Annotated in this window: 20 protein-coding genes and 1 pseudogene; 6 read left to right on the forward strand and 15 right to left on the reverse strand. The window is 62.8% G+C overall.

Annotated elements, in window-relative coordinates:
* Positions 1 to 26: 26 nt before the first annotated feature.
* The 3 genes from NKH01_RS01110 to NKH01_RS01120 form a co-directional block, all read right to left on the reverse strand.
* Positions 27 to 2,612, reverse strand: a complete 2,586-nt coding sequence (locus tag NKH01_RS01110) for a GcvT family protein (RefSeq protein WP_353018540.1) — start codon at positions 2,610 to 2,612, stop codon at positions 27 to 29.
* Positions 2,609 to 3,094 carry an endonuclease domain-containing protein gene (locus NKH01_RS01115; RefSeq protein WP_353018541.1) on the reverse strand — a complete coding sequence of 162 codons (486 nt, stop codon included), beginning with the start codon at positions 3,092 to 3,094 and terminating at the stop codon, positions 2,609 to 2,611. Before NKH01_RS01115 ends, NKH01_RS01110 begins: the two co-directional genes overlap by 4 nt.
* A gap of 130 nt (positions 3,095 to 3,224) precedes the next feature.
* Positions 3,225 to 4,802, reverse strand: a complete 1,578-nt coding sequence (locus tag NKH01_RS01120; protein ID WP_353018543.1) for a trimethylamine methyltransferase family protein — start codon at positions 4,800 to 4,802, stop codon at positions 3,225 to 3,227.
* Between the two features lie 210 nt (positions 4,803 to 5,012).
* Here NKH01_RS01120 and NKH01_RS01125 point away from each other — a divergent pair, with 210 nt between their 5' ends.
* The 3 genes from NKH01_RS01125 to NKH01_RS01135 all read left to right on the forward strand — a co-directional run bounded on the left by NKH01_RS01125 (position 5,013) and on the right by NKH01_RS01135 (position 9,957).
* A complete protein-coding gene (locus NKH01_RS01125; protein ID WP_352590175.1) occupies positions 5,013 to 6,173 on the forward strand; it encodes an MFS transporter in 1,161 nt (386 codons plus the stop codon).
* A 94-nt stretch (positions 6,174 to 6,267) separates the two neighbouring features.
* Positions 6,268 to 8,337: a prolyl oligopeptidase family serine peptidase gene (locus NKH01_RS01130; protein WP_352484534.1), complete on the forward strand. Its 2,070-nt coding sequence runs from the start codon at positions 6,268 to 6,270 to the stop codon at positions 8,335 to 8,337.
* 240 nt (positions 8,338 to 8,577) lie between these two features.
* Positions 8,578 to 9,957: an aspartate aminotransferase family protein gene (locus NKH01_RS01135; RefSeq protein WP_352590181.1), complete on the forward strand. Its 1,380-nt coding sequence runs from the start codon at positions 8,578 to 8,580 to the stop codon at positions 9,955 to 9,957.
* Between the two features lie 111 nt (positions 9,958 to 10,068).
* On the opposite strand, the gene NKH01_RS01140 is transcribed toward NKH01_RS01135, so the two are convergent.
* The 4 genes and pseudogenes from NKH01_RS01140 to NKH01_RS01155 all read right to left on the reverse strand — a co-directional run bounded on the left by NKH01_RS01140 (position 10,069) and on the right by NKH01_RS01155 (position 13,515).
* Positions 10,069 to 10,482 carry a VOC family protein gene (locus NKH01_RS01140; RefSeq protein WP_156948098.1) on the reverse strand — a complete coding sequence of 138 codons (414 nt, stop codon included), beginning with the start codon at positions 10,480 to 10,482 and terminating at the stop codon, positions 10,069 to 10,071.
* A 486-nt stretch (positions 10,483 to 10,968) separates the two neighbouring features.
* Positions 10,969 to 11,853 (reverse strand): 3-hydroxyisobutyrate dehydrogenase, encoded by an 885-nt coding sequence (gene mmsB, locus NKH01_RS01145; RefSeq protein ID WP_352484536.1) that lies wholly within the window; start codon positions 11,851 to 11,853, stop codon positions 10,969 to 10,971.
* Positions 11,854 to 11,929: 76 nt separating this feature from the next.
* A pseudogene (locus tag NKH01_RS01150) lies at positions 11,930 to 12,297 on the reverse strand (four helix bundle protein).
* A gap of 51 nt (positions 12,298 to 12,348) precedes the next feature.
* The gene (locus tag NKH01_RS01155) at positions 12,349 to 13,515 is read right to left on the reverse strand and encodes an isobutyryl-CoA dehydrogenase (protein WP_023719959.1); all 1,167 of its coding nucleotides are present in this window, start codon (positions 13,513 to 13,515) and stop codon (positions 12,349 to 12,351) included.
* Between the two features lie 137 nt (positions 13,516 to 13,652).
* On the opposite strand from NKH01_RS01155, the gene NKH01_RS01160 reads away from it, so the two are divergent.
* Positions 13,653 to 14,267: a dimethylsulfonioproprionate lyase family protein gene (locus NKH01_RS01160; RefSeq protein ID WP_353018546.1), complete on the forward strand. Its 615-nt coding sequence runs from the start codon at positions 13,653 to 13,655 to the stop codon at positions 14,265 to 14,267.
* A 1-nt stretch (position 14,268) separates the two neighbouring features.
* Positions 14,269 to 15,738, forward strand: a complete 1,470-nt coding sequence (locus NKH01_RS01165; RefSeq protein WP_353018548.1) for a cobyric acid synthase — start codon at positions 14,269 to 14,271, stop codon at positions 15,736 to 15,738.
* Here NKH01_RS01165 and NKH01_RS01170 read toward each other — a convergent pair.
* The 3 genes from NKH01_RS01170 to NKH01_RS01180 form a co-directional block, all read right to left on the reverse strand.
* Positions 15,735 to 16,157 carry a VOC family protein gene (locus tag NKH01_RS01170; RefSeq protein ID WP_023719962.1) on the reverse strand — a complete coding sequence of 141 codons (423 nt, stop codon included), beginning with the start codon at positions 16,155 to 16,157 and terminating at the stop codon, positions 15,735 to 15,737. The two genes, NKH01_RS01165 and NKH01_RS01170, sit on opposite strands and share 4 nt — an antisense overlap.
* Positions 16,158 to 16,230: 73 nt before the next feature.
* Positions 16,231 to 17,058, reverse strand: coding sequence for a helix-turn-helix domain-containing protein (locus NKH01_RS01175; protein ID WP_031194284.1), 828 nt, complete (start codon positions 17,056 to 17,058; stop codon positions 16,231 to 16,233).
* A 109-nt stretch (positions 17,059 to 17,167) separates the two neighbouring features.
* Positions 17,168 to 17,338 carry a hypothetical protein gene (locus NKH01_RS01180; RefSeq protein ID WP_023676480.1) on the reverse strand — a complete coding sequence of 57 codons (171 nt, stop codon included), beginning with the start codon at positions 17,336 to 17,338 and terminating at the stop codon, positions 17,168 to 17,170.
* Between the two features lie 509 nt (positions 17,339 to 17,847).
* Here NKH01_RS01180 and NKH01_RS01185 point away from each other — a divergent pair.
* On the forward strand, positions 17,848 to 18,279 hold the full coding sequence (locus tag NKH01_RS01185; protein ID WP_353018549.1) for a TerB family tellurite resistance protein: 432 nt from the start codon (positions 17,848 to 17,850) through the stop codon (positions 18,277 to 18,279).
* 178 nt (positions 18,280 to 18,457) lie between these two features.
* Here the strand turns inward: NKH01_RS01185 and NKH01_RS01190 are convergent, their stop codons facing one another.
* The 5 genes from NKH01_RS01190 to NKH01_RS01210 form a co-directional block, all read right to left on the reverse strand.
* Positions 18,458 to 18,766 (reverse strand): immunity 53 family protein, encoded by a 309-nt coding sequence (locus tag NKH01_RS01190; RefSeq protein ID WP_353018550.1) that lies wholly within the window; start codon positions 18,764 to 18,766, stop codon positions 18,458 to 18,460.
* Positions 18,767 to 19,020: 254 nt separating this feature from the next.
* Complete coding sequence (locus tag NKH01_RS01195) at positions 19,021 to 20,643, reverse strand: ABC transporter ATP-binding protein (protein ID WP_353018551.1); 1,623 nt, start codon at positions 20,641 to 20,643, stop codon at positions 19,021 to 19,023.
* Positions 20,640 to 21,509, reverse strand: a complete 870-nt coding sequence (locus NKH01_RS01200; RefSeq protein WP_352844342.1) for an ABC transporter permease — start codon at positions 21,507 to 21,509, stop codon at positions 20,640 to 20,642. The genes NKH01_RS01195 and NKH01_RS01200 overlap by 4 nt, the downstream gene beginning before the upstream one ends.
* Entirely contained in the window at positions 21,506 to 22,453 is a 948-nt protein-coding gene (locus NKH01_RS01205) for an ABC transporter permease (protein ID WP_352495965.1), read from the reverse strand. Before NKH01_RS01205 ends, NKH01_RS01200 begins: the two co-directional genes overlap by 4 nt.
* A gap of 255 nt (positions 22,454 to 22,708) precedes the next feature.
* Positions 22,709 to 24,187 carry an ABC transporter substrate-binding protein gene (locus tag NKH01_RS01210; RefSeq protein WP_353018554.1) on the reverse strand — a complete coding sequence of 493 codons (1,479 nt, stop codon included), beginning with the start codon at positions 24,185 to 24,187 and terminating at the stop codon, positions 22,709 to 22,711.
* Between the last annotated feature and the right edge of the window lie 17 nt (positions 24,188 to 24,204).

Genomic DNA, 24,204 nt, shown 5'->3' on the forward strand with positions numbered 1-24,204 from the left:
CGCACAATGCGACCGGCTGGCTGCACCTACGTTCGCATCTTTTCGCCACTCGGGTCGAAGGGCGGCTCGACGTTGATGCGCGCCGACCGCCGGTGTCCAAGGATCTCGATCTCGAACAGCCCGGCGCTCTCGTTTTCGGCAAGCACTGCCGGTACGTAGCCTTGCGCCATCGACTTCTCGACATAATGCGCATAGCCGCCGGAGGTGACCCAGCCGACCACGCGCCAGTTGCCGTCGACAATACCGCGCACGGCAGACGCGCCTTCAGCGGCGTTCGAGCCGCGCACTTCCTTGCCGCCCGCGTCGAAGCGCGGCGCGCCATAGCCATGCGGCTTTTCTACCGTGCCGAAATCCTTGTCGCCGACCTTGGCCCAGATCGGCTCGTCGCCCATGACGTCGGCATCCGCAGCATCGACGATAAAGGAAACGCGGCGCAGCTTCGGCCCTGCCGCCTGTTCCTTGGCCGCTGCCTCGCGGCCGATGAAATCGTTCTTCTCCAGCTTGATAAAGCGGTCCATCGAACCTTCGAACGGTCCGTAGATCGGACGTAGCTCGCGGAACCAGGTCGGAAAGTTCTTTTCAAGCCGCATCGAGAGCAGGGCGCGCATGCCGAAATCAACAAGTCCGAACTCTTCGCCGGCCTCCTTGATCGCCTTGTAGACCAGACGCTGATAGGCCGGCGCCATCCAGATCTCATAGCCGAGATCGCCGGTGTAGGTGATGCGGTTGACCATGCAGGGCGCGCCGCCGACCGCCATCTCGCGGAAATCCATGAAGCGGAAGGCCTTGGTCGAGATGTCGACGTCGACCAGTTTCTGCAGCAGGTCGCGCGATTTCGGCCCGGCGATGGAGAGGCCAACCAGCGTCTGGTCGAAGCGGTGGATGCGCACCTCCGACGCCCTTGGACCGTCCTTCGGCAGATGCCTCTCGAACCAGCGCATGTGATATTTTTGCGCGGCCGAAGAACCCCAGATCATGAAGCGTTCTTCGCCCGCCTTGGCGATGGTGAAGTCGCCGATCAGTCTGCCGAACTCGTTCAGCATCGGCGTCAGCACGATGCGGCCGGTCTTCGGCATGCGGTTGGTCATCAGCCGGTTGAGGAAATCCTCGGCCCCAGGTCCGGAGACTTCGTATTTGGCGAAGTTGGCGATCTCGGTGACGCCGACCCTCTCGCGGGTGGCGCACACTTCCTCGCCGATCGCGCCGAAATCATTCGAGCGGTGGAAGGACACGATGTCCTTCGGCTCCGAGCCTTTCGGCGCGAACCAGAGCGGGGTTTCGAGACCCCAGCTGTCGCCCATGACGGCGTTGTTGGCGAGCATGGTGTCGTAAAGCGGGGTCGTCTGCGCCGGTCTTGCCGCCGGCAATTCCTCGTTGGGAAAGCGGATGGAGAAACGGCGCGAATAATTTTCGCGCACCTTTGCGTTGGTATAGCGCAGCGTTGCCCATTCGCCGAAGCGCGCAACGTCCATGCCCCAGACGTCGAAGCCGGGGTCGCCATGGACCATCCAATTCGACAGCGCCAGGCCGACGCCGCCGCCCTGGCTGAAGCCGGCCATGACGGCGCAGGCGCACCAGAAATTGGTCAGGCCCTGCACGGGGCCAACCAGCGGGTTGCCGTCGAGCGCGAAGGTGAAGGGGCCGTTGATGATCTGCTTGATGCCGGCTTTCTCGATGCCGGGAAAATGCTTGAAGCCGATCTCGAGCGACGGCGCGATGCGGTCGATGTCGGGCTGCAGCAACTCGTGGCCGAAATCCCAAGGCGTGTTGACCGGCGACCACGGCTTGCAGGCCTTTTCATAGGTGCCGAGCAGGATGCCGTTGCGTTCCTGGCGGGTATAGATCTCGCCCTTGAAGTCGAGCACGCCGATCATCTCGCGCCCGGTCGACTTGTTGAATTCCTCGACCTCCGGCATCGGCTCGGTCAGGAGATACATGTGCTCCATCGCCAGCACCGGCAGCTCGACGCCGACCATGCGACCGATCTCGCGCGCCCAAAGGCCGCCGCAGTTGACGACATGCTCGGCTTTGATCGTGCCTTGCTCGGTGACGACGTTCCAGGTGCCGTCGACCTCCTGCGTCAGTTCGACGACGCGGTTGCGCAGCACGATCTCGGCGCCTAGCTTCCTGGCGGCCTTGGCATAGGCGTGGGTGGTGCCGGAAGGGTCGAGATGGCCCTCGACTGGATCCCACATGGCGCCGACGAAATTCGTCTCGTCCATCAACGGGAACATCGCCTTGGCCTCGGACGGCGTGATCAGCTCTGTGTCCATGCCGAGATAGCGGCCCTTGGCGTGGGCGAGGCGAAGGAAGTCCATGCGCTCGGGCGTGTCGGCCATCATGACGCCGCCGGTCAGGTGCAGCGAGCAGGATTGGCCGGAAATCTCCTCGATCTCCTTGTAGAGCTGCACCGTATAGGCCTGCAGCTTGGCGACATTGGGATCGCCGTTCAGCGTATGGAAGCCGCCCGCCGCATGCCAGGACGAGCCGGAGGTGAGCTCCGAACGCTCGATCAGCATGATGTCGGTCCAGCCGGCCTTGGCCAGATGATAGAGCACCGAGCAGCCAACGACGCCGCCGCCGATGACAACCGTTTTTGCATGAGATTTCATGAAGAGAGATCCGTTTTTGAAGAGGTTGAATCGAGTGAGCGGGGCGCAAAAACAAAGCGGAGATCGAATACAGCGATGTTTTCGGCCAGCCTGCCATCAAGCGCGGCAAGAATGGTTTCACAGGCGGAAGTACGATGTTTCAGGACGTCATGGTTCCAAAGACGCAGGATCGAGTAGCCTTGGGCGCGCATGAAATCATCGCGGCGGCGGTCATATGAACTGCCGGCGTGCTGTTGTCCGTCGACTTCAACAACAACCCATTTTTCGCGGCAGACGAAGTCTGCGAAAAAGGCGCCGATGGAGAACTGACGCGTAAAGCGATAGCCGCCAAGCTTGCGCGCCTTTAGTTCAAGCCAAAGCAGTGCTTCCGCCTGATTGCCTGCTTGCCGCAGGCTACGCGTTCGCTGGGTTGTGCCTGTTTTGCGGCGGCTGCGCGTTTCATGAACGGCTTCCCCCACTCCGTCGCCGCTTCGCGGCGCCACCTCTCCCCCCTCCGGGGGGAAAGGAAGGGCGCCAACTGGAATCGTTTCGCGCGCTTCCTCTAGCCCGTCGATCGGGGGAGAGGTGTCGAGCGAAGCTCGACGGAGTGGGGGTCGACTACTCATCAGATGATCAGAAATCGGTCGGGGCGCCGCCTTCGGCCCGGCGCTTGTCGACGAAAGCGTTGAGCTCCTCGCGGATCGCCGGGTCCATATAAGGCTCTTCATAGGAGGCCAGCCGCTCCTTCCAGACGCGATTGGCTTTTTCGAGCGCGGTCGGCGATCCGGCCTCCGCCCAACTCTCGAAATTGCGCCAGTCCGAAATGATCGGCGCATAGAAGGCGGTCTTGTAGCGGTCCTGCGTGTGCTGGGTGCCGAAGAAATGGCCACCGGGCCCGACCGACTGGATGGCGTCGAAACCGAGCGCCTCGTCGGAAAGATCGAGCGGCGTCAGGAACTCGGCGACCATCTGCAACAGGTCTATGTCGAGGATGGTCTTTTCGTAGGAGCAGCGCAGGCCGCCTTCGAGCCAGCCGGCGGCATGCATCATCAGATTGCCGCCGCCCTGGATGGCACCCCACAGCGAGAACACGCTTTCATAGGCGGCCTGCGCGTCGACCGTGTTGGCGGCGCAGGTGTTGGAGGTGCGGTAGGGGATGTTGTAGCGGCGGGCGAGCTGCCCGCCGACCAGCTGCGCCTTCATATATTCCGGCGTCCCGAAGGCCGGCGCGCCGGACTTCATGTCGACATTCGAGGTGAAGCCGCCGTAGCCGACAGGAGCGCCCTTGCGCACCATCTGCGCGAAGGCGATGCCGGACAGCGCCTCGGCATTCTGTTGCACCAGCGCGCCGGCAATCGTCACCGGTGCCATGGCGCCGGACAGGGTGAACGGCGTCACGACGACCACCTGACCCTTGCTCGACATCTGGATGATGCCTTCCATCATCGGCACGTCGAGCTTGAGCGGCGAATTGGTGTTGATGATGGTGAATACCGACGGCTCTGCGAGCAGTTGCTCGTGGCTAATGCCACGTGCGATCCTGGTGATCTCGATGCCGTCGACGTTGCGCTCCTTGCCGAGCGAATAGATGTGGAACATTTTGTCGGTCAGCGTGGCGAGGTCACGGGTGCATTCGAGGTGTCGCACGGACGGATGGATGTCGATCGGCTCGACCGGATAACCGCCCGTGCAATTCAATATGTTGTGCATCTGCGCAAGCTTGAGAAAGTTGCGGTAGTCCTGCTGGTTGCCCGGCCGGCGGCCGCGGTCGACGTCGGAGCAATTGGGTGCCGACGCCATCATCGAGATGATCAGATTATCGCCACCGAAGCGCACATTATGCGCCGGGTTGCGGGCGTGGATGGTGAATTCCGGCGGGCAGTGCGCAACCAGTTCCAGGATCATGTCGCTGTCGAAGCGCACCCGCTCGCTGCCTTCGCGGACATCGGCGCCATGCGCCTTCATGATGCGCCGGGCTTCGTCATGCAGCACGTCGACGCCGATTTCCCGCAGCACCCGCAGAGAGGCGAGGTGGATGGATTCCAGCTCGTCGTCGGAAACCAGCCGGGTCGGCGTCAGCGGGTTCTTCAACTGGCGAAACGGCGGCTGCTCGAACACCGCCGATCCGCCGGCACGCTTCCCCGCGCGGCCGCCGCGACGGGCGCGGTCGTTTGCCAGTGCCGGTTCGGCGGGCTGAAGGGCGGCGGTCATGATAGTCCTCGTACGCTGCGGCAATGCGGCGGCATAATGGACTGCCGGCCGTCCGGCCATTGCGGAGGCGGCGACCACTAGGACGAGGGAAGCGACATGCCCTGGGGGCAGCCGGCGGGATCGTCAGCCTCTTGATCGCGTTCCGGCTGGCGCAAGCGGTTTTCGGTGCCGGTGCTTACTGCGACGGAACCGAAACGCTAATCCTGCATCATGGACCGGGCGGAACAGAACAGCGGCGAGGCAGTGCAATGGGCGGCGATCACCGGCGTGATCGCGACTGTCTCGGTGTTCGCCATTGCGCAAGGGCTGAGCTACCCGCTGTTGAGCTTCATCCTGCAGCGCCAGGGCGTCTCGCCGGCCATGATCGGCCTGTCGGCGGCAATGACGCCGATCGGCTTCATCGTCTCCTCGCCGTTGGTTCCAGCGCTGGCGCGCCGTTTCGGGGCCGGGCGCACCGCGCTTACTTGCGCGGCACTTTCCGCGCTGGTGCTGGCGCTGATCGGCTGGACGCAAAATGTCTATCTGTGGTTTCCGCTGCGCTTTTTGATCGGTGGGGTCACCAACCCGCTCTACGTGCTGAGCGAAGTCTGGGTGATTGCACTGGCGCCGCCAGCACGCCGCGGCCGCGTCATGGGCATCTATTCGACGATCATTTCGGCGGGCTTTGCGGCGGGGCCGCTGTGCCTGCTTGCGGTCGGCACCGTGGGATGGCCGCCGTTTCTGGTCGGCATCGGCGCATTCCTGTTTTGCGGCGCCTGCCTTGCCTCGGTGCTGGCACGGCTGCCGAGGGTCGACGAGAGCGGGCACCGGGTTTCGGTGCTGGGATTCGTGCCGCAGGCGTGGCTGCTGTTGTCGGCAGTCGTGGTGGCCGCCGGTTTCGAACAGGCAGTGCTCGCCTTGCTGCCGGTCTACGGAACGCATTACGGCATCGCCGAAGCGCGCATGTCGGCGCTGCTGTCGGTGATGATCGCCGGCAACATCGCTATGCAGGTGCCGCTCGGCCTGTTGGCGGAACGACTGACGGCGCGGCTGGTGCGGTTCATCTGTGTGGCGGTGACGGTGCTCGGATGCGTGCTGTTGCCGGTTCTCATCGAGACGCCGCTCATATGGCCATGCGTCTTCATCTGGGGTGCGGTTTCCTACGGCATCTACACGATGTCGATCATCGAGCTCGGCGAGCGGTTCACCGGCTCGGCGCTGGTCGCCGGCAACGCCGCCTTTTCGCTGATGTGGGGCGTCGGCGGCATCGCCGTGCCGCCGCTGGCGGGCGGCGCCATGGATGTTGTTGGCGCAGGCGGCCTGCCGCTCACGCTTGGCGCCATTTGCCTGGCGCTGGGGCTTGTAACGGTCATTCGAAGGCGGATGGTGTGAATGCCTGAAGTCGCCGTTCTGACGCAATGACTTGAATATTAGCGGCCCCGTGTCGATCTTGGCGATGCCGACGCCCGACTCAACCGGAGACCTCATGACCAAATTGAACAGCCAGGCCCAACCGGATCCGGCGGCCGAAGATCCCTTCCTCTGGCTGGAGGGCAGGACTGACCAGCGAGCGCTCGACTGGGTTCATCGCCAGAATGAAATCACTGTCGCCGAATTGCAGGGTGACCCGTCCTACCAGGCAACGTTCCAGACCGCGCTCGACCTGATGACGGCCGAGGATAACATCGCCGTCGGGGCCGCTATCAACGGCCATGTCTATAATTTCTGGCAGGACCGCACGAACGTACTCGGCCTCTGGCGGCGCACCACCGTCGCGTCCTACAAGACCGACAAGCCGGATTGGCAGACGATCATTGACTTCGACAGTCTGGCGGCGGAAGAGGGGGTGAAATGGGTGTTCAGCGGCGCCAGCCGGCTTTACCCCGATTTCAGCCGCTGCCTGCTCAGCCTGTCGCCGGATGGCGGCGATGCCAGCGAGATGCGCGAATTCGATATCGAAAGCAGGTCCTTCGTCGAGGGTGGCTTTCGTGCTCCCGCCTCGAAATCGAACTTCAGCTGGCTGGACGAGGACACGGTCATCGTTTCCGCCGCCTTCGAGGAGGACGACAAGACCCAGTCCGGCTATCCGCGCGTGGTCAAGCTCTGGCGGCGCGGCACGCCACTGGAAGCGGCGATGCCGATCTTCGAGGCGCTGAAGCAGGATCTCGCCGCCGGCGGATCCGTCGAATTCGACGGTGACAGGCGCCACGTCTTCCTGGCCCGGACGCTCGACTTCTTCGCCTCGCACAGTTTCCTGCGGCTGCCTTCTGGCGAGAACCGGCGCATCCCGTTGCCGGACGACGTCACCGATACGGCGCTGTTCAAGGGCCAGCTTGTCTTCGGCGTGCGTACCCCGTGGACGGCGCCGGACGGCACGCTGTGCAAGCCCGACGGGCTCTATTCACTCGATTTCGAGCGCTGGATCGAAACCGGTCTGTTCGGATCCATCGATATCGTGCTCGAGCCGGCGCACCGTGTCTCGATCGCCGGCATCGCCCGCACGCAGGCCCGGCTGTTCATCAATTTGATGGACAATGTGCGCGGCAAGGTCATCGCCGGCGAGCGCAGCGACAGCGGCTGGGAGTTCAAGCCCGTTGCATTGCCCGAAAACGGCAATGTCGGCATCAGCCATGCCGAGCATTTCGGCTCCAGCGTCTCCTTCTCCTTCACCGATTTCCTGACGCCGAGCTCGATCATCTGGTCGGACGATAATGCCGCGGCGCTGGCAACGGTGAAGTCGCAGCCGGCGCGCTTCGATGCGTCGTCCCTGGTCTCCGAACAGTTCGAGGCGCGCTCGAAGGACGGCACGATGATCCCGTACTTCGTCGTCAGGCGGCGCGACCAGGACGGGCCGGTGCCGACATTGCTTTACGGCTATGGCGGCTTCGAAGTGCCGCTGCTGCCCGGCTATGCCGGCGTGCGCGGCAGGCTGTGGCTGGAGAAGGGCAATGCCTATGTGCAGGCCAACATCCGCGGCGGCGGCGAGTTCGGCCCGAACTGGCACCAGGCGGCGCTCAAGGCCAATCGCCAGAATGCATTCGACGATTTCGCAGCGGTGGCGCAAGATCTGGTCAAACGCGGCATCGCCACACCGGCCACGCTGGGCATCCAGGGCGGTTCGAACGGGGGCTTGCTGACTGGCGTCTCGCTGACGCAACGCCCGGAATTGTTCGGCGCGGTGATCATCGACGTGCCGCTGCTCGACATGCTGCGTTACACCGAGCTGCCGCCCGGTGCGTCATGGATGGCCGAGTATGGCGATCCGGCGAAGCCGGAAGAGGCAGCTTGGCTCGCCTCCTATTCGCCCTACCAGCATGTAGACACGGATGCAGCCTATCCGCCGGTACTGCTGACGACCTCGACTGCCGACGACCGCGTCCATCCCGGCCATGCCCGCAAGATGGCGGCGCGGCTGCAGGCGGCGGGCCATGGCAAGACGCTGTTCTTCGAAGAGACCGAGGGCGGGCATGGCGGGCGCGGCGATCGGCGGCCGCAGGCCGCACAGGCGGCGATGAAGTACGTCTTCCTGCAGCGGGCCCTGACTGGCACCAATTGACCGACATCGCTTGACCGGTACGGCTTGAACTGAGGGCTGGAGGCAGCCTAAGGTACATGCATGGCTCGGCTGGCGAAATCGGGGTGCGCATTTGGGGTGGCGGTGACGCCGTCGCCGCGCACGCTTCGCGCCGAGCTGTTGCGGCTGTGCGCCCGTATCGGCTATTCGCCGCCCGCTGTCCTCTAACGAATCCGCCCCGGCGCGAAAGCTGCCGGATTGGTTCAAGAGGAAAGACCAGACATGACCTACCAGAATTATTCGCTGAAGCAGCTTCAGCAGATCGATGCCGCGCATCACCTTCATCCGTTCACCGACCACAAGGAGATGCGCGAGACCGGCTCGCGCATCATCACTCACGCCAACGGTCCGTTCATCTACGATGCCGAAGGGACGGAAATCCTCGACGGCATGGCCGGGCTATGGTGCGTCAATGTCGGCTACGGCCGCGACGAGCTTGCCGACGCCGCCTACGCCCAGATGAAGGAATTGCCCTACTACAACTCCTTCTTCAAATGCTCGACGCCGACGCCGGTTCTGCTGTCGAAAAAGCTGGCGGAGATCGCGCCAAGGCACATCAACCAGGTGTTCTACGGCTCATCCGGTTCGGAGGCCAACGACACGGCGCTGCGCCTCGTCCGCCACTATTGGGTGCTGGAAGGCAGGCCCGAGAAGAACCGCATCATCTCGCGCAAGATGGGCTACCACGGCTCGACCATAGCCGGCGCCTCGCTCGGCGGCATGGATTTGATGCACAAGCAGCTCGGCGGCGCCGTGCCCAACATCGTCCATGTGATGATGCCCTATGCCTATGAGCTGGCACTGCCTGGCGAAAGCGACCATGATTTCGGCCTGCGCGCGGCAAAAGCGGTCGAGGACGCGATCCTCGAAGCTGGCGCCGACAAGGTCGCCGCCTTCATCGGCGAGCCGGTGATGGGGGCAGGCGGGGTGAAGATCCCGCCGATGAGCTATTGGCCGGAAGTGCAGCGCATTTGCCGCAAATACGATGTACTGCTGATGCTGGACGAGGTTATCACCGGCTATGGCCGCACCGGCGAATGGTTCGCCGCACAAGCCTTCGACGTCGAGCCCGACACCATCACCACGGCCAAGGCGCTGACCTCCGGCTATCAGCCGCTGTCGGCGCTGCTTGTCGGCGACCGCATCGCGGCGACGCTGGTCGAAAAGGGCGGCGAATTCTATCACGGCTACACCTATGCCGGGCATCCGGTGGCCTGCGCGGTGGCGCTGAAGAACCTCGAGATCATCGAGCGCGAGGGCCTGATCGAGCGCGTCAGGAACGACACCGGGCCTTACTTCGCCAAGGCGCTGCAGGAACGTTTCGGTGGGCATGATCTGGTTGGCGAGGTGCGCTCGTTCGGGCTGATGGGGGCGATCGAGATCGTCAAGGACAAGGTGACCAAGGAGCGCTTCCTGCCGGCCGGCAGCGCGGCGGTGATGGTTCGCGACCACGCCCTTGCCCAAGGCATGATGCTGCGCGCCACCGGCGACACGATGATCCTGTCGCCGCCGCTGATCTGGACGCGCGAGACGATCGACATGGCCTGCGACCGCATCGCCAGGGCGCTCGACCTGGCCGAAGCAGATTTGCGCAAGCGGTAAGATGGAACGATCGCCGGGCGTCCGGTAATCGGGCGCCCGGAGTTTGAATGCCGCTTTATGGCGAAGAGTTCGCCAGGCGAGGCTGTTGGCAGTATCGACGACCACGCGTGATCACTGGCCCGCCTTGACACCGATGACGTGCCCCTTCGCGTCAGTGACCAACATCCCTTTCGATTGGTCCAAGATCACAACAATGTTGCCGAAAGGATCGCGGACACGGGCGCACCGCCCGACCGCGATCTCGAATGGCGGTTGCACAGCCTCACCGCCGGCGGCCAAGAATTCCTCAAACGCGTCGTCCACGTTATCGACCAGGATGTCGGTCTCGGGACCGATATGAAGATGGACAACCAGCTCCGCATCTGTTTCAGGCAGCGCAAAGCCGGCGGCTTCATCGTCCCGCCAAACGAGCGCATGACCGAGACGATCCCCATAGAACGATACGGCTGCATCGAGGTCGCTCACGCGCAATAGATGATTATCGAGCTTGCGGAATAATGGTCTTTTTCGAGGCTCGTGCGCCATTGCGGGACCTCAATATGTGAAGAGATTCGTGCGGCCGTATAGCCTCTAATGAAATAGTCTTCGCGACTATGTCTGCAACTGGGTTGCCTTCAAGCTTTCGAGCCCGCTCGGTGGAAATGGTAGCGAGCCGAAATTCATGTGGGGGTCGTGAGCGGAAATTCAAACTGAGACAGCACCGAAGGGCCGCATCAGCGACGCGGCAATCGGAATATAGCTCCGACGACATGGCGAAAACGCAAAAACCGCGCTCCATCGGAACGCGGCTTTGCCAGATACGCATGGTGCTTCGCCAACAATACACTTGCGAAACTTACGGCGAAACTTACGGGCTCCGGTACGCGAGACCTGATCCGGAGCGCCGGGCGGATGTCCGCCTCGCAATCCGTTTTAAACGCACATCGTTACTGCAGGGTTAGCAAGAGCTTAAGCAAACCTAAATTTGCCGACTTTCCGCTTTGGGCAGATCGAAAACTATGAAATTTGACCTTACGCAGGGTCACCGCGCAGGAAATTGATGATGCCGGAAAAATCCGCGCCGGCATTGCCTTGTGCGTTGAACAGCGCATAAAGCTGGGCTGCCTCGGCGCCGAGCGGCGTTGCCGCACCGACGCTCTGTGCGGCCTCCTGCGACAGTTTCAGGTCCTTCAGCATCAGTGCCGCTGCAAACCCGGGCTTATAGCCATTGTTGGCGGGCGATGTCGGCACAGGGCCGGGCACCGGGCAGTAAGTGGTCAGCGACCAGCACTGGCCGGACGAGGTCGAGGCGACGTCGAACAGCGCCTGGTGCGACAGGCCGAGCTTTTCCGCCAGCACGAAGGCCTCGGCAACGCCGATCATCGAAATGCCCAAAATCATGTTGTTGCAGATCTTCGCCGCCTGCCCGGCGCCGTCGTCGCCGCAATGAACGATGCGGCCGGCCATTGGCTTGAGGATCGGTTCGGCCTTGGCGAAGGCGTCCTTCGAACCGCCGGCCATGAAGGTCAGCGTGCCGGCAGCCGCACCGCCCGTCCCGCCGGAGACCGGCGCGTCGATCGTCAGCAATCCGTGCTTGGCCGCGGTGGCATGGGCCTTTCGCGCCGACTCGACGTCGATGGTCGAGGAATCGATGAACAACGCGCCCTTTTTCGCCTTGGCCGCGATGTCTGCGTAAACCGACAGCACATGCTTGCCGGCCGGCAGCATGGTGATGACCGCATCGGCATCCTTTACCGCCGCAACGGCATTGGCCATGATGACGACGCCGTGCTCCCTGGCGATGACGAGGTTTTCCGGCACCAGGTCGAAGCCGTGCACGGCATACCCGGCCTTGACCAGGTTGGCGGCCATCGGATTTCCCATATTGCCGAGGCCGATGAAGGCGATGGTGGTCATAATGGCACTCCGCGGTTTGGGTAAGGCAGGCAGTAGGCAGCAGGCAGTAGGCAGTAGGCAGTAGGCAGTAGGCGACCTATTCGGGCGCAAGTTTGCTAATAAGTTGGCGAAGCATTTTTCCGATGCCCTCGGTCGCTAACAGTACGTGATAAGCTTGGTCATGCGTGGCAAGGCCAATGCGTTCAGCGATCTGAAGGTGTGTCTCGAACTCCTTCAACGATCCTTGGGCTATCCTGAGAAATTGCTGATAGGAGCCTCTGTTGTCTCGACCATAACCTTCCGCGATGTTGCAGGAATAGAGGTTGCTGAGCGGCGAATTTGGCTGGTCAACCCATACAATTCTTCTTTTGGCCATGCCTTGGTCAAGGAGTAGGTGGTGACGGCCAGATCCATCGCCTGCTGCCATACGATAAGATCCTTGTACGAATTGATCTTGCCGGTCATCTTCCTGCCTACTGCCTACTGCCTACTGCCTACTGCCTACTGCCTACTGCCTTACCGTCCGATCAGCGCGCGAGCGATGATGACGCGCATGATCTCGTTGGTGCCTTCGAGGATCTGGTGGACGCGCAGGTCCCGTACCAGCTTCTCGATGCCGTAATCGTGCAGATAGCCATAGCCGCCATGCAGCTGCAGGGCGTCATTGGCGACGTTGAAGCCGGTGTCGGTGACGAAGCGCTTGGCCATCGCCGACCATTTTCCGGCATCCGGCGCCTTGCGGTCGAGCTTCGAGGCGGCGGTGTAGAGGAAGATGCGTGCTGCCTGCAATTCGGTCTCCATGTCGGCGAGCTTGAACTGCAGCGCCTGGAACTGGTTGATCTTCGAGCCGAAGGCCTTGCGCTCGGCGGTGTAGGCGAGAGCCTTGTCGAGTGCCGATTGCGCGCCGCCGAGCGAACAGGCGGCGATGTTCAAGCGGCCGCCGTCGAGCCCGGCCATGGCGATGCCGAAGCCGGCGCCTTCTGCCGACAAAAGGTTTTCCGCCGGCACCTTGCAGTCCTCGAAGACGACCTGGCGGGTCGACTGCATGTGCCAGCCCATCTTGTGTTCGTTGGCGCCGAAGGAAAGGCCGGGCGCATCGTTCGACACGACGAAGGTGGAAATGCCTTTCGGCCCGTCGGCGCCGGTGCGCGCCATGACGACATAGAGGTCGCTGTCGCCGGCACCGGAGATGAACTGCTTGGCGCCGTTCAGCACATAGTCACTGCCGCTTTTGACCGCGCGCGTCTTCAGCGCCGCCGCATCCGAGCCCGAGCCCGGCTCGGTCAGGCAGTAGCTTGCCAGCCATTCCATCGAGGTCAGTTTGGGCAGGAAGCGCCGGCGCTGCTCGTCGCTGCCGAAGCGGTCGATCATCGATGCTGCCATGTTGTGGATCGAGATGAAGGCGGAAAACGCCGGATCGGCACGCGAAAGCGCCTCGAAGATCAGCACGGCGTCGAGCCGGCCGAGCCCCGAGCCGCCGACATCGTCGCGGACATAGATGCCGCCAAGGCCGAGCGGGCCGGTCTCGCGGATCACGTCGGCGGGGAAATATTTGTTGCGATCCCAGTCGAGTGCGTTCGGCGCCACACGATCGGCGGCGAAGGCCTCGGCCATCTCTTGGATGGCGCGCTGGTCCTCGTTGAGTTCGAACTGGCTGGTGCCCGCATCGACAGCGGCGTCCATGGCGTGCTCCCTGATGTTTCCGGCCTGCTGGCCTGTCGTTTTTGGCTTTGCGCGCCGTCCAATCTAGACCAATGATGCCGCCGCGCAACCCGACCGTCTGCGCAGCCGCTGTGTGCGAATGCGCTTTGGAGCAAAGTGTGACGACAAATTTCGACGAACTGCTTGGACGCTTCCATGCCTATCTCCAGACGTTCGATGATGCGCTGGTGCGCGACGCCGTGGCCCGAATCGGCTGGGACATGCCAAGCCGGCCGCTCGAACCGCATGCACTGCCTTGTCTCGTCCTGCTCGACCGTATCGTCGAACTCGCTCCCGCTGCGGCCAAGCCGCTGGCGCGGCTGGTTGCGCAGCGTCGCGGCGATCTGCGCTGGGGCCAGACCTATGGCGAAGCGGATTTCGGCAAGATTTTCATCAACAATTACGGCTGGCTGGAGGTATTCGGCACGCGCGGTCATTTCGTCAATGAAGAGGTCGCGGCCGGCCTGCTGATCCTTGGGCCCGACATTGTCTACCCCGATCACCATCATGTCGCGGAGGAGATCTATATCCCGCTGACCGGCGGCGCCGAATGGCGCATGGGCGATGGCGGTTTTCGCCTTCGAGCGGCGGGCGAGTTGATACACCATGCCTCTGACGTCAGCCATGCCATGCGCACCGGCAAGGAGCCGCTGCTGGCGCTCTATCTCTGGCGCGGCGGCCCGCTGGCAGCCAAGTCGACGATCACCGGAACCGTTGCGCAGGGCAGGGGCTGATATGGCCAAGGCAATCATGCTGCAGGGCACGGGTTCGGATGTCGGCAAGACGGTGCTCGTCGCCGGTCTTTGCCGCGCGGCGAAGAACCGCGGCTTGAAAGTGCGGCCGTTCAAGCCGCAGAACATGTCGAACAACGCCGCTGTAGCCGATATTCCAGGCGTTTCAGGCGGCGGTGAGATCGGCCGCGCGCAATGGCTGCAGGCGATCGCCTGCGGCGTGCCGCCGACCATCCACATGAATCCGGTGCTGCTCAAGCCGCAGACCGATGTCGGCGCTCAAGTTGTCGTGCAGGGCAAGGTGTTCGGCGAGGCGCGGGCGCGCGACTACCAGGCGCTGAAGGGCCGGTTGATGGATGCGGTGCTGGACTCCTGGGCGAAGGTCGGCGAGGGCGCCGATCTGGTCATTGTCGAGGGCGCCGGCTCGCCGGCCGAGATCAATCTCAGGAGCCGAGACATTGCCAATATGGGCTTTGCGACGCGCGCCGGCGTGCCGGTGATCCTGGTCGGCGATATCGATCGCGGCGGTGTCATCGCCTCGGTCGCTGGCACCCATCTGATCCTGCCGGAGGAGGACCGGCGTATGATCGTCGGCTACCTCATCAACAAGTTCCGTGGCGATGTCTCGCTGTTCGATGACGGCATCGAGGCGATCGAAAAATTCACTGGCTGGCGCTGTTTTGGCATCGTGCCGTGGCTGAAGGCGGCGGCGCGGCTGCCGTCGGAGGATTCCGTCGTGCTCGAACGGCTGGCGTCCGGCCAGAGGCGCGCGCTGAAGATCGCCGTGCCGGTGCTCTCGCGCATCGCCAATTTCGACGACCTCGACCCGCTCAAGGCCGAACCGCAGGTCGAGGTGGTGTTCGTGCCGCCTGGCCAACGCCTGCCGCAGGATGCAGGGCTGGTGGTCATTCCCGGCTCGAAGTCGACGATCGGCGATCTCGTGAAATTCCGCGAGAATGGCTGGGACCGCGACCTTGCCGCGCACAGGAAACGCGGTGGCCATATCGTCGGTATTTGCGGCGGCTTCCAGATGCTCGGCCATAGCGTGCGCGATCCCGACGGCATCGAGGGCAGCGTTACCGAGACGCAAGGCCTCGGCCTGCTCGACGTCGAAACGGTTATGGAGCCGGAAAAGACGGTGCGCAATGTCAGCGCGCGCTCGGTGCCGTTCGATCTGCCGCTCGAGGGCTACGAAATCCATCTCGGCCGCACCACCGGTCCCGACACGCTGCGGCCATCCGCCGTTATCAACGGCGTCGATGACGGCGCCATCTCCGCCGACGGCAAGGTGTCAGGCACCTACATGCACGGGCTGTTTTCCGCCGACGCCTTCCGGGCGAAATTCCTCGAAAGCCTCGGCGTCATGGGCGGCGGCATCGACTACCGCGCCGAGGTCGAACGGGCACTGGACGAGATCGCAGCCGAACTGGAAACCCACCTCGACTGCGACGCGATTTTCGGGCTGGCGCGTTAGCTGGCGGCTTCGTCAGCCTTCGGCCAGTAGGTGCCGAACGACCAGACATTGCCTTCCGGATCGCGGCAGATGAATTCGCGGCTGCCATAGTCGCGGTCGGTGAGTTCTTCCAGAATCTCGGCGCCGGCGGTTTTTGCCCGAGCGTATGCCGCGTCGGCGTCAGCGACCGCGACATAGATCGACTTGCCGCCGCCCGAGCCGGGCGCGCCGACCATCTTTCCATAGGCATCGTCGCGGGCCGTGCCGAGCATGATGATCGAGGAGCCGAATGCGAGTTCGGCATGGTGCACCACGTCGCCTTCGCCATAGCGGGTGCGGACGCTGAAGCCGAAGGCCTCGCACAACCAGTCGATCATTTTGCCGGCATTTCTGTAGCGCAGCGCCGGGTAAAGCCGCGGTGCTTCGGTGGTGTTCGGCATGGCTGATCTCCTTCGCTGTGTTGGTCGATCAACCCAGTCTGGGCGAAGGCCGGTCGAGCGTCTTGAAGAAATGTTACCTCACGGCGACAGTCGTCGGCGTGACGCCTGCGAGGTCGCGAAACTCGCGCACCAGATGCGCCTGGTCGGCATAGCCGCAGTCGGCGGCGATGTCGGCCCAATCGCTGTTGGCCTTTCTCGACAGGCAAAGCGCGTGGTTGAAGCGGACGATGCGCGAGAGCGTCTTGGGTCCAACGCCGACCGCGTCCGAAAATTTTCCGGCGAGATGCTTGCGGCTCCAGCCAAGCTTTTCGGCCAGCGTCGAGATGCGGGTCCGACCACTCGTCGAGACGATCGTCTCATAGGCCCAGACAATTTCGGCTTGAGTGCCGTCTGTGGTTGCCAACCGGTCGGCGACGAAGGCCTCGGCGATGGCAAAGCGTGAGCTCCAATCCGGCGCATTGCCAAGCCTTTCGCGAAGCGCGACGCCTCCAACGCCGAGCACGTCATCCAGGCCGACCATGCGGTCGGTCAGTTCGCTCATCGGCCGGCCGAAGAAGCGACGAGCGCCGAGCGGGGTGAAATTGATCTGCACACAGCAGGCGCCGCCGAAGGATTCGATCACCACCGGCCCGGCGTAGAGGCCGGCGGCAAAACTGGCGAAGCGGTCATTGTCGCCGGGGTCCCTGCCGAGCCCGATGGCAAAGGGTTCGGCAAAGCTGATGACCAGCGGCACGGTCAGCGAGGCATATTCGATGACGCGGAAATGGCCTGGCATGGTTTCGCGAAAGCCGCACATGTCGGTGACGGCGCCTTGAAGCCGATGACTGGGCGCGCGCCGCACCATCTCGAACCGATCGAGCCCTGGGCCGTCGTGGCGGCTGCCGTCTTCGCTGGCGGGCATGTGCTTCCCTCGTCCAGGAATTCTAACAGACCATCCTGCAGAATCAAAAGCGCCCGGCTTTTGGCCGGGCGCTCCGAGTTGCCTGAGATTCTGAATTGTCTGGACGTGTTTAAGCGCCGCGCATCAGGCAGCCGGCGGCCAGCACGATGTAGGCGATGACGACAATCCACGCGGCATTCAAAGGGATAAACGCAAGAACGCCAAGCGCGGCGAGAACGCCGATGATGGCGATGACAAGGGATATGATGAAAATAAGCTGGGTAGGCGCACTGAGATTCATGTCCGGTCCCTCCTCAACATGATTCGTACAGCCGCATAGTATCAGCCGCGCGGTCACACACCAATGAGCGCAGCGGGCTTGCCGGATTGGCCGGCAGTTTTATGGGAGTGGCCAGAACGGTGCCGCGAGTTCGATCACGAAGGGCAATCGCTTCAGACGAATGACAGTTTCCAAATTGTGGCGGAGACCACCAATTGTCGATGTCGCCGCCGCCCCTCATTGCCCTGCCGGGCATTTCTCCCCGTATAGTGACGGGGAGAAAGGGTTGGTCGCAACGTCGGCGCCTTTTCTTGCAGCGTCTGCGATTGGCGAAACCGGTGACGAGAGCGCCCTCTCCCCGTCACTAAACGGGGAGAGGATGCCGGCAGGCAGGTGAGGGGCAGCGCCAACGCCCTAAAGGGGTGAGGAGACGAATTCAAAACCTGAAGCGATTGCCCAGTTCCACCCTTCGCACCCCGTTTGCGCAAAGCCGATTCCGCGCTACCTTCCCGACGAATCGGAAGGGGCAGATGGCGATGGGATTGCTGGACCAGATACGCTCGATCTTCGACGGCGACCCCGGCGTGCGCAAGGTGGCGGACGATCCGGTGCTGTCGGCGGAATTGCTGATGCTGTTCCGCATGATCCTGGCCGACGGGTCGGTCAGCGAGAGCGAAATGACCGCCTTCAGGCGTATCTGCCGGGACGCCTTCGGCATTCCCGAAACCAGCATCGACAGCGTCATCGAGTATCTCAACGAATTCGGCTACGAGACCAACGGCTCGCAAGCCGTCGCTCAGTTTCGCGACCTCGATGTCGAGCGGCGCAAGCTGCTCGCCCGTCACATGGCCGAGATCGCCAAGGCCGATTCGCAACTTGCCGGAAGCGAGATGCAGCTGTTGCGCCGCACCCTCGACCTGCTCGACATCAGCCCGGCCGATGTGGTGAAGCCGCAAGACTGAGTCATCGGCTGACTGCTGACGTTCTGAGCGTCATTTTGTCTGTAATAGGTCATCCTCCAGGATAACCTGTCACAGAAATTGCCGTGTCTCACTTATGTGGTGAAGTCCAGCACTGTCACCGTAGTTCCCCGTTTTGTACATCTGGCGAAAAAAATCTTTAGGCATCTAATTGCTCTATTTACCTTTGCGTATCCATCGCAAACTTTTTAAACTGTTCGATAATCTTCGACAAGTTCCTTGCCCCTCCAAATCCCTTGAAAGTACCATCCTTTACTGTTACAAAAAACCAATCTATTTCGTCGCCATACTGAAAGCTTACGTCTGTAAACTTTCTTCCATAGAGCTGCGTCCCGTGCAAATCTATTGAAACTTCCCATCCAGGGTTGTCGATCGTATCAATTTTTATCCCGTATTGGTGTTCCCAATCGCCGTTGCACTGCCCTTGGTACCACTCCTCTAACCACTCGAGCATTGATAGGTCGACCATTAGCCCCTCCTGTTAGTCGTTTGGAACAGAAGGAGGTTTATCGCCTCCTTTGTTGGGATTTGGCTTTACAGGGTCCCGACGCCCCGTTTCGCCGCCTCCTTAGCCATTCTAATGTCCGCCATTGTTGCCGGTCGAATCCTTGCTTTCTTTGTGGCTAGACTCGACACTCCGCTCGCCTGATTGACCGCGATCGGTGTAGTTTTCACGTGAGGGGGTAGGTATGCTTTGTGGATCAAGCCGTGCCACGAAGCTGCTCACCCCTGTTCCTGCAGCCGTTTCGCGATCGCCCGATGCAAATCGGGAGCGGCGGCGACCAGCGCTTTGGCCGCTTCGGATTGCGGGTGGTCGAGCACTTCGCTCGTCCTGCCGCGCTCGACGATCTTGCCGTCATGCATGACCATCACTTCGTCGGTGATGGCGCGGGCGACGGTCAGATCATGGGTGATGAACAGATAGGCAATGCCGAGCTTCTGGTTGAGTTCGGCGAACAAATCGAGGATCTGCGCGCGGATCGAGACGTCGAGCGCCGAGACCGGCTCGTCGGCGATGATCAGCTTCGGCCGGGTGATGATGGCGCGGGCGATCGACAGGCGCTGACGCTGGCCGCCCGAAAACTCGTGCGGATATTTGTCCATGTCTTTAGGCGACAGGCCGACCTCGTGCAGCGCATGCGCCACCATCTCGCGCCGCGCGGCGGGCGCCGGCTTCTTCTCCAGCACATGCAGCGGCTCGGCCACCAATCTCTCGACCTTCTGGCGTGGGTCGAACGAACCATACGGGTCCTGGAACACGACCTGCATGTCGCGCCGCGCCGGCTTCAACTCCGCCTCGCTCTTGCCGGTGAGGGTGTCGCCACGGAATCGGATCGTCCCGGCGGTCGGCTTGTCCAGTGCCAGAACCATGCGGGCAAGCGTCGACTTGCCACAGCCGGAACGGCCGACGAGCGCCACCGACTGGCCGGGCGACATCGCGAAGGAGACATCGTCGACGGCGCGGATGGCAGCCGCGCGTTTCAACAGCGATATACGGCGTCCCGGATAATCCCGCGTTACGTTCTCCACCTGAAGCAGCGGTTTGGCCGATCCGCTGTCATGTGTGCGGGCCCGCGCGGGCACATGCATCGAGGCCTGCGCCAGCTGTCGCGTGTAGGGATGAAGCTGTTCGGACAGCGTGCGCGCCGTGTCGCCGGCCTCCATCACCTCGCCATGGCGCAGGATGGTGATGCGGTCCGCCATCTCGGTCACCACGGCGAGGTCGTGCGAGATCAGCAGCAGGCCCATGCGGTTTTCCGCTACGAGATCTCGCAGCAGGTCGAGGATCTGCGCCTGCAGCACCACGTCGAGCGCGGTCGTCGGCTCGTCGGCAATCAGCAGCTTGGGTTTCAGTGCACAGGCAATGGCAATGACGACGCGTTGGCGCTGGCCGCCGGAGAGTTCGTGCGGATAGCGCGACAAGGGGAACTGCGCCGCCGGCAAACCAACCCGGTCGAGTATTTTTCGCGCCCGTTCCTCGGCGTCGGCGCGGCTTGCCCTGGTGTGCCAGCGAATACCCTCGGCGACCTGCTCGCCGATGGTCTTGACCGGATTGAGCGCCGTCATCGGCTCCTGGAACACCATGCCGATATCGTCGCCGCGCAGCGCGCACATCTGGTCCTCGCTGGCGGCAAGGATGTCGATGCCGTCGAAGGTGATGCGTCCGCTGGTGTGCGCCGCCCAGGGCAGAAGCTGCATGACGGTGAGCGCCGTGATCGACTTGCCGGAGCCGGATTCGCCAACGAGCCCCATCACTTCGCCCGGCGCGACGGAAAGTTCGATGTCTCTGAGGATACGGGTGCTGCCGATGGTCAGCGACAGCTTGTCGATTTCGAGCAGGCTCATCGCTGCCGCCGCGATTTCGGATCGAGAATGTCGGCAATGCCGTCGCCAAGCAGGTTCAGGCCAAGCACGGTGACGACGATCGCCATGCCCGGAAAGATCGCCATCCAGGGCGCCACCACCATGCGGGTCTGGGCGTCGAACAGCATGCGGCCCCAGCTCGGCATCGGCGGCTGGGTGCCCAGCCCGACATAGGAAAGCCCGGCTTCGGCCAATATGCCCAGCGCGAACTGGATGGTGCCTTGCACCAGCAGCAGCGTGGCGATGTTGGGCAGCACATGTTCGATGCTGATCAGCGTCCTGCTTTTGCCGGCGGCGCGGGCGGCGAGGATGAATTCGCGCGGCCAGATCGCCAGGGCGCCGGCCCGGGCGACGCGCGCGAACACCGGGACGTTGAAGATGCCGATGGCGATGATGGCGTTGAACGCGCCCGGCCCGAAGATGGCGGTGATCATGATTGCCGAAAGCAGCGCCGGAAAGGCGAAGACCAGGTCGTTCAGCCGCATCAGCACGTCGTCGGCGATGCCGCCGCGCGCCGCGGCAAAGGCGCCGAGCGGCACGCCGATGCCCATGCCGATGCCGACCGCCACCAGCGCCACGGCGATCGAGTTGCGGGCGCCGACCATGATCATCGACAGGATGTCGCGACCGAAATGGTCGGTGCCGAACCAGTGCGCCAGCGATGGCGCCTGGGTCTTGTCGGAAATGACCAGCCTGGTGACATCGTAAGGCGTCCAGAAGAAGGAGAGGATCGCGACCGCAGCCACCAGCGCGGTGATGACGAAGCCGGCGAGGAACGAACGGTTTTTGAACGCCTTGGCCAGGATGCCGGCAAGGTTCTCGTCGGGGATGTCGATGTGCAGCGTCATTGCCGGCCTCTCAGGCGCGGATCGACCACCGCATAGGAGAGATCGACAACGAAATTGACGACGATGACGGCGGCGACCAGCAGCATGACGACGCTCTCGACCACGATCAAGTCACGCTGGTTGATCGCCTGGAACACCAGCCGGCCGAGGCCGGGTAAGTAGAAGACGTTCTCGATGATGACGGTGCCAGCGAGCAGGAAGGCGAATTGCAGGCCTAGAATGGTGACCACCGGGAGCATGGCGTTGCGTAGCGCATGCCGCCACAAGACAATACGATAGGGCAGGCCCTTGGCGCGGGCGGTGCGGATGTAGTCCTCGCTCAGCACTTCGATCAGCGCTGAACGGGTGACCCGGGCAAGGATCGCCGCCTGCGGCAGAGCGAGTGCGATTGCCGGCAGGAGCAGCGATTTCAGCGCCGGCCAGACGCCGGCGCTCCAGCCGGGAAAGCCGCCGCCAGGCACCAGCCGCAGCCAGACGGCGAAAAGATAGATCAGCATCAGCGCAAACCAGAAATTGGGCACGGCGACGCCAAGCTGGGCGGCGCCCATAGCGATCGTGTCGCCGGCCCGGCCGCTACGGCTGGCGGAAAACAGCCCGACCGGGATGGCAATGACGGTGGACAGCGCCAGCGCCATCAACGCTAGCGGCAGCGACACGACGAGGCGCTCGCGGACCAGATCGATGACCGGCACCGAATAGGTATAGGAACGGCCGAAATCGAGGCTCAGCAGCCCGCCGGCCCAATGCAGATAGCGCAGCACGACGGGAGCGTTGAGGCCCATCTGGTTGCGCAGCAATTCGATCTGGTCGGCGCTGGCGTTCAGGCCAAGCATCAGCCGTGCCGGGTCGCCGGGAATGATCTCCAGCACGGCAAAGACCACCATCGAGGCCAGAACCAGCGTGACGACGGCGATGGCGAGGCGCTTGAGGAGGTAGGCGGTCATGGACGTTGAGGAACCGCTGTGTTGCCGGACGCAAAAACCGGGCGAAGCTTGCGTTCCCGCCCACCCCCCTCTGTCCTGCCGGACATCTCCCCCTCAAGGGGGGAGATTGGCAGTTTCCACGCTGACACTGTCCTTGCAACGCTAGTGGTTAGCGAAAGCGGCGATGAGGGCTCGATCTCCCCCCTTGAGGGGGAGATGTCCGGCAGGACAGAGGGGGGTGTGACGGAGTGCAACTTTCGCCCTTCTGTCAGCGGCTCAATCCGTCCACTTCACCTTGGTCAGGTCGTTGGCCTGGATGGGGGCGTTTTCCCATAGGCCCTGCAGTTTGGCGTCCCAGACGCCGACCTTCGGCAATTCGTAGAGGAAGCCGACCACGGCGTCATCGGCCAGAACCTTCTGCGCCTCGCCGAGCAGCGTCATGCGCTTGGCCTCGTCGGAGGTAAGGTTCAGCTCGTCGATGATCTTGTCGAAGGCCGGATTGTCGTAGTTGAAGTAATAGTCCTTGCGCGAATAGATATCGATGTCGTTGGGCTCGGTGTGGGAAACGATGGTCAGGTCGTAATCCTTCTTGGTGAAGACCTGATCAAGCCACTGCGCCCATTCGACAGGGATGATCTCGAGGTCGATGCCGATTTCGCGAAGCTCGGAGGCGATGATCTCGCCACCAAGCCGCGCATAGGAGGGCGGCGGCAGCTTCAGCGTCGCCTTGAAGCCATTCTCCAGGCCGGCTTCCTTCAGCAACTCCTTGGCCTTGTCCACATTGTGCGGATAGAGGCCGGTGAGGTCGACATAGGCCTTGCTGGCGGGCGACATATGCGAGCCGATCGGCACGCCGAGCCCGGCCGAGGCACCGTCGATGATCGCCTTGCGATCGAGCGCAAAGGAAATCGCCTGCCTGACCTGCAGCTTGTCGAAGGGCGGCTTCTTGTTGTTGATCGACAGGATGGTTTCGCCCTCGGTCGAGCCGATCACCACCTTGAAGCGCGGGTCGTCCTTGACCTGGGCGACACTGTCAGGATCGAAGAACGGAAAGGCCTGGATGTCGCCGGACAGCAGCGCCGGAACAGCAGCGGCGGCATCCGGAACGATGCGGAACTCGGCCTTGTCGAGAAATACCGGGGCGCCCCAGTAATTGTCCGACTTGACCAGCGTGATCGATGAGCCCTTGGCCCAGCTCTGGAACTTGAACGGGCCGGTACCGATCGGCTTTTCCTTGTTGGTGTCGGCTGTCTCAGGCGCGACGATCACCGCGTCGCCCCAGCCCATATTGTAGAGGAACGAGCCTTGCGGGTTCTTCAGCGTGACCGTCACCGTCGCGGGATCGACGACCTCGACCTTGTCGATGGCGGCGAACAGGCCCTTTTGCGCGTTGACGGAATTGTCGGCGCGGGCACGATCGAGCGAGAATTTCACGTCGTCGGCGTTGAAGTCGCTGCCATCATGGAATTTCACGCCTGTGTGCAGCTTGAAAGTGTAAACCTTGCCGTCGTCGGAAATGCTCCAGCCTTCAGCGAGATCGGGCAGCACTTCGCCATTCGGGCCGATGCGGGTCAGGCCCTCGAAGACGTTGGCATAGAGCACCTCGTCGATTGCCGCGGCGGCACCCGCGGTCGGGTCGAGATGCGGGGGTTCAAGCGTAATGCCGATGACCAGGTCGGTGCGCGCGGCCATCGCCGAGGTCCCGGCGGCCAACGCCAGCGCCGCAGCGGCCAGAATGGTTTTCCACAATTTCATCGTGCAACTCCCCATAT

This window comes from Mesorhizobium sp. M1403 (assembly GCF_040317695.1).
GTDB lineage: Bacteria > Pseudomonadota > Alphaproteobacteria > Rhizobiales > Rhizobiaceae > Mesorhizobium.

What these genes read in the sequence shown, in the direction of transcription:
- NKH01_RS01155 (WP_023719959.1), bottom strand. Translation starts at nt 13,515, where the DNA reads ATGGACGCCGCTGTCGATGCGGGCACCAGCCAGTTCGAACTCAACGAG.
- NKH01_RS01180 (WP_023676480.1), bottom strand. Translation starts at nt 17,338, where the DNA reads ATGAATCTCAGTGCGCCTACCCAGCTTATTTTCATCATATCCCTTGTC.
- NKH01_RS01140 (WP_156948098.1), bottom strand. Translation starts at nt 10,482, where the DNA reads ATGGCGCACGAGCCTCGAAAAAGACCATTATTCCGCAAGCTCGATAAT.
- NKH01_RS01165 (WP_353018548.1), top strand. Translation starts at nt 14,269, where the DNA reads ATGGCCAAGGCAATCATGCTGCAGGGCACGGGTTCGGATGTCGGCAAG.
- NKH01_RS01200 (WP_352844342.1), bottom strand. Translation starts at nt 21,509, where the DNA reads ATGACGCTGCACATCGACATCCCCGACGAGAACCTTGCCGGCATCCTG.
- NKH01_RS01125 (WP_352590175.1), top strand. Translation starts at nt 5,013, where the DNA reads ATGGACCGGGCGGAACAGAACAGCGGCGAGGCAGTGCAATGGGCGGCG.
- NKH01_RS01120 (WP_353018543.1), bottom strand. Translation starts at nt 4,802, where the DNA reads ATGACCGCCGCCCTTCAGCCCGCCGAACCGGCACTGGCAAACGACCGC.
- NKH01_RS01175 (WP_031194284.1), bottom strand. Translation starts at nt 17,058, where the DNA reads ATGCCCGCCAGCGAAGACGGCAGCCGCCACGACGGCCCAGGGCTCGAT.
- mmsB (WP_352484536.1), bottom strand. Translation starts at nt 11,853, where the DNA reads ATGACCACCATCGCCTTCATCGGCCTCGGCAATATGGGAAATCCGATG.
- NKH01_RS01135 (WP_352590181.1), top strand. Translation starts at nt 8,578, where the DNA reads ATGACCTACCAGAATTATTCGCTGAAGCAGCTTCAGCAGATCGATGCC.
- NKH01_RS01170 (WP_023719962.1), bottom strand. Translation starts at nt 16,157, where the DNA reads ATGCCGAACACCACCGAAGCACCGCGGCTTTACCCGGCGCTGCGCTAC.
- NKH01_RS01190 (WP_353018550.1), bottom strand. Translation starts at nt 18,766, where the DNA reads ATGGTCGACCTATCAATGCTCGAGTGGTTAGAGGAGTGGTACCAAGGG.
- NKH01_RS01130 (WP_352484534.1), top strand. Translation starts at nt 6,268, where the DNA reads ATGACCAAATTGAACAGCCAGGCCCAACCGGATCCGGCGGCCGAAGAT.
- NKH01_RS01110 (WP_353018540.1), bottom strand. Translation starts at nt 2,612, where the DNA reads ATGAAATCTCATGCAAAAACGGTTGTCATCGGCGGCGGCGTCGTTGGC.
- NKH01_RS01195 (WP_353018551.1), bottom strand. Translation starts at nt 20,643, where the DNA reads ATGAGCCTGCTCGAAATCGACAAGCTGTCGCTGACCATCGGCAGCACC.
- NKH01_RS01185 (WP_353018549.1), top strand. Translation starts at nt 17,848, where the DNA reads ATGGCGATGGGATTGCTGGACCAGATACGCTCGATCTTCGACGGCGAC.
- NKH01_RS01205 (WP_352495965.1), bottom strand. Translation starts at nt 22,453, where the DNA reads ATGACCGCCTACCTCCTCAAGCGCCTCGCCATCGCCGTCGTCACGCTG.
- NKH01_RS01210 (WP_353018554.1), bottom strand. Translation starts at nt 24,187, where the DNA reads ATGAAATTGTGGAAAACCATTCTGGCCGCTGCGGCGCTGGCGTTGGCC.